This window comes from Pseudomonas sp. NPDC087817 (genome assembly GCF_044742875.1).
In the GTDB taxonomy this organism is placed as follows: domain Bacteria; phylum Pseudomonadota; class Gammaproteobacteria; order Pseudomonadales; family Pseudomonadaceae; genus Aquipseudomonas.
Genome location: NZ_JBIUVJ010000106.1, coordinates 6,059 through 9,564 on the forward strand (window position 1 = coordinate 6,059; position 3,506 = coordinate 9,564).

Annotated in this window: 4 protein-coding genes; 1 reads left to right on the top strand and 3 read right to left on the bottom strand. The window is 60.2% G+C overall.

Annotated features, from left to right (window positions below; translation table 11 throughout):
* On the bottom strand, positions 1 to 548 hold a 548-nt coding region (gene coaBC / locus ACIONG_RS28935; protein ID WP_401304324.1), incomplete at its 3' end, for a bifunctional phosphopantothenoylcysteine decarboxylase/phosphopantothenate--cysteine ligase CoaBC.
* 135 nt (positions 549 to 683) lie between these two features.
* Between coaBC and radC the strand changes: the two genes are divergently transcribed.
* Positions 684 to 1,358, top strand: a complete 675-nt coding sequence (radC, locus tag ACIONG_RS28940; RefSeq protein ID WP_103302594.1) for a DNA repair protein RadC — start codon at positions 684 to 686, stop codon at positions 1,356 to 1,358.
* A 130-nt stretch (positions 1,359 to 1,488) separates the two neighbouring features.
* Here the strand turns inward: radC and ACIONG_RS28945 are convergent, their stop codons facing one another.
* Together ACIONG_RS28945 and ACIONG_RS28950 are read right to left on the bottom strand one after the other, a co-directional pair.
* Positions 1,489 to 3,075, bottom strand: coding sequence for an ABC transporter substrate-binding protein (locus ACIONG_RS28945; RefSeq protein ID WP_315445033.1), 1,587 nt, complete (start codon positions 3,073 to 3,075; stop codon positions 1,489 to 1,491).
* Positions 3,076 to 3,194: 119 nt separating this feature from the next.
* Positions 3,195 to 3,506: hypothetical protein (locus ACIONG_RS28950; protein ID WP_401304328.1), on the bottom strand; the 312-nt coding region annotated here is incomplete at its 5' end.

Consider the following 3,506-nt stretch of genomic DNA (forward strand, 5'->3'; position numbering starts at 1 on the left):
CGCTGGAAGCAGTCTGCCGCGCACTGCGCCAGATCGGTGGCTTCCATCATCCGGCCCATGCCGACGTCGCCGCAGGCCTGGCTGCCGGAGGCTGGGCCGAAGGTCTTCAGGCCACGGCTTTCCAGAAGTTGCAGGTTGGCCTGGGTGGCCGGGTCGCGCCACATCGCCTGATTCATTGCCGGCGCAACGGCCACGACGGCATCGGTGGCCAGCACCAGAGTCGTCAGCAGATCGTTGGCAATACCTTGGGCCAGGCGGGCGAGCAGGTCGGCGGTAGCCGGGGCGATCAGCACCAGATCGGCCCATTTGGCGAGTTCGATGTGGCCCATCGCCGCTTCGGCGGCCGGGTCGAGCAGATCCAGGTGAACCGGGTGCCCGGACAGGGCCTGCATGGTCAACGGGGTGATGAACTCGGCGCCGCCATGGGTCATGACCACGCGCACTTCGGCACCCTGGTCGATCAGGCGTCGAACCAGATCGGCGCTCTTGTAGGCCGCAATGCCGCCGCCGACGCCCAGAACGATGCGTTTCCGATACAGCCGCTGCATAGGTCTGCCTTTCATTTCGTGGGTGACATACGTGGCGAAACCCCCTCCCCAGGGTGAATTCGCCCGCAAAAAAGATGGGCTACGATATCACAGCGACCGCTACGGAACAGCGGCGCCCACAGACAAGGAATGTGTATGAGTATTCGCGATTGGCCAGCGGCGGAACGGCCGCGGGAACGGTTACTTGAACAGGGCTCTGCGAGCCTTTCGGACGCCGAGTTACTGGCGATTTTTTTGCGCACGGGAGTCGTTGGAAAAAGCGCAGTGGACTTGGCGCGACACTTGTTGAATCAGTTCGGCAGCCTGCGTTTGTTGCTTGAGGCCGATCAGGAAGCATTCAGCAAACAGTTGGGACTGGGGCCGGCAAAGTTTGCACAGTTGCAGGCTGCTCAAGAAATGAACCGCCGGTATCTGGCCGAGCGCTCACGCAGAGAGCCGGCGCTGGAGAATCCGCAGGCTGTTCGCGATTACCTCAAATCCATGCTCCGACACGAGCCACACGAGGTGTTTGGCTGCCTGTTTCTGGATTCCAGGCACCAAGTGCTGACGTTCGAGGCGCTGTTTCGCGGCTCGATCGACAACACCAGTGTGCATCCGCGTGAAGTGGTGAAGCGTGCATTGGCGAATAACGCCGCGGCGGTGATCCTCTGCCATAACCATCCGTCGGGCAATACCGATCCGAGTCAGGCGGACAAGCTGCTCACCAAGCGTTTACAGAAGGCGCTGGAGCTGATTGATGTGCGGATTCTGGATCACTTCATCATTGGTGATGGTGAGCCGCTGTCGATGGCGGAGTGTGGCTGGATGTAAATCTCAGGAAAACGCCAATCCCTGTGGGAGCTGGCTTGCCAGCGATAGCGGACTGACAGACAACATTTGTGTTGAATGTGCCGCCGTCATCGCTGGCAAGCCAGCTCCCACAGGTTTCAGGGTGTGGCAGTTATTTGAGATTGACCTTGGAATAGTCCTGGCGACCGAACGGGCTAACCGAGTAGCCCTGCACATCCTTGCGGGTCAGTGCGTACGCGGTCGGGTGCGCCAGCGGCAACCACAGCGCCTGCTGCTGAATCTGCGCCTGCGCCTGTTCGTACAGCTTGGTGCGAACACCTTGCTCGCTGGTGGTCTTGCCGGCGCTGATCAGTTTGTCCAGGTCAGCATTGCAGTAACGGGCGAAGTTGGTGCCGGACTTGACCGCCGCGCAGGAAAACTGCGGCGTGAGGAAGTTATCCGGATCGCCGTTGTCACCGGCCCAGCCCATGAACAACAGGTCATGCTCGCCAGCCTTGGCGCGGCGGATCAGTTCGCCCCACTCGATCACGCGGATTTCCGCCTGAATGCCGATCTCCGCCAGATCCGACTGCAACATCTGTGCGCCGAGGCTCGGATTCGGGTTGAGCAGGCTGCCGGATGGGCGCGTCCAGATAGTGGTCTGGAAGCCGTCCTTCAAACCGGCCTTGGCCAGCAGCGCCTTGGCTTTGGCCACGTCGTGCGGGTAGCCCGGCAGGTTTTTCGCGTAGCTCCAGGTGTTCGGCGGGTAAACGCCGTTGGCGGGTTCGGCAGTGTCCTCGAACACGGCTTTGATGTAGTTGGCCTTGTCGAAGGCGAGGTTGATCGCCTGGCGCACTTCCGGCTTGTCCAGCGGTGGATGCTGGCTGTTGATGCCGACGAAAGCGGTCATGAAGGCGTCAGTCTTTTCGACTTTCAGTGTCGGTTCTTTCAGCGCAGCCTGTACGTCCAGTGGCTTCGGCGACAGGGCAATCTGGCATTCGTTACGTCGCAGTTTTTGCAGGCGCACGTTGGCGTCCGGGGTGATGGCGAAGATCAGCGGGTCAACCGATGGCTTGCCGGCGAAATAGTCCGGGTTGGCCTTGTAGCGGATGGCGGCGTCTTTCTGGAAGCGGGTGAAGACGAACGGGCCGGTGCCGATCGGCTGACTGTTGAGCTTATCGGTCGCGTTGGCTTTCAATAACTTGTCGGCGTATTCGGCGGAATAGACCGAGGCGAAGCCCATGCTCAGCGTTGCCAGGAAGGTCGAGTCCGGGTGATCGAGGGTGAAGCGCACGGTCAGCGGATCCAGTGCGTCGATCTTCTTGATCAGCGTCGGCAACTGCATCGACTGCGCATGCGGGAAGCCACTCTGGGCGACTTTATGCCAAGGGTTCGCCGGGTCGAGCATGCGGTCGAAGCTGAATTTGACGTCTTCAGCGGTCAGTTCACGGCTCGGCTTGAAGTAATCGGTCGTGTGAAACTTCACCTGTGGATGTAGCTTGAATACGTAGGTCAGGCCGTCGGTGCTGACTTCCCAGCTGTCAGCCAGGCTCGGGACGACCTTGCCGCTGGCGGTGTCGAACTCCACCAGGCGGTTCATCAGCACATCGGCCGAGGCATTGGTGGTGGTCAGCGAGTTGTACTGCACCACGTCGAACCCTTCAGGGCTGGCCTCGGTACAAACGCTCAGCGCGGCGGCCTGGGCCAATGGGCTCAGCAGGAGCGGGGCGAGCAACAGGGGTAGGGCAGCGAGGCGCATGGTCGGCTTCCTTTTACAGATCGAAGGCCCATCTGCAAGTGCAGTCTGGAAAAGGCCTACCCTAGAGGTCGCGATTGCAAATGACTATCCCCTTTTTGTATTTTTGGGGCCGCTGTTAGTCAGTTTCGCTTGGCGGTCGACAGCGCGAAGGGCGCCAATCTTGCCTGTAGGCGGTTTTCTGCGACGAGTGGTAAAAACCGGTGCCAGCCTTTATCCAAGGCGTTCGCGGGTCGGAAAAGCGCATTTTTGTGGATTGATTGCACACGGAAAGTTGTTGCACCCCGGTCTTTCTGGTATAAAGCAGCGCTCTTTTCTAGGGGCCCGGTTCCTTCACTGTAGGTGTAGCCGGTAAGACCTCTAAAGAAACGCGGCGCCTGGCGCCAAATGACTGAGAGATTAAGCGGCCAACCCATGCCGGGTTGGGCATGTGG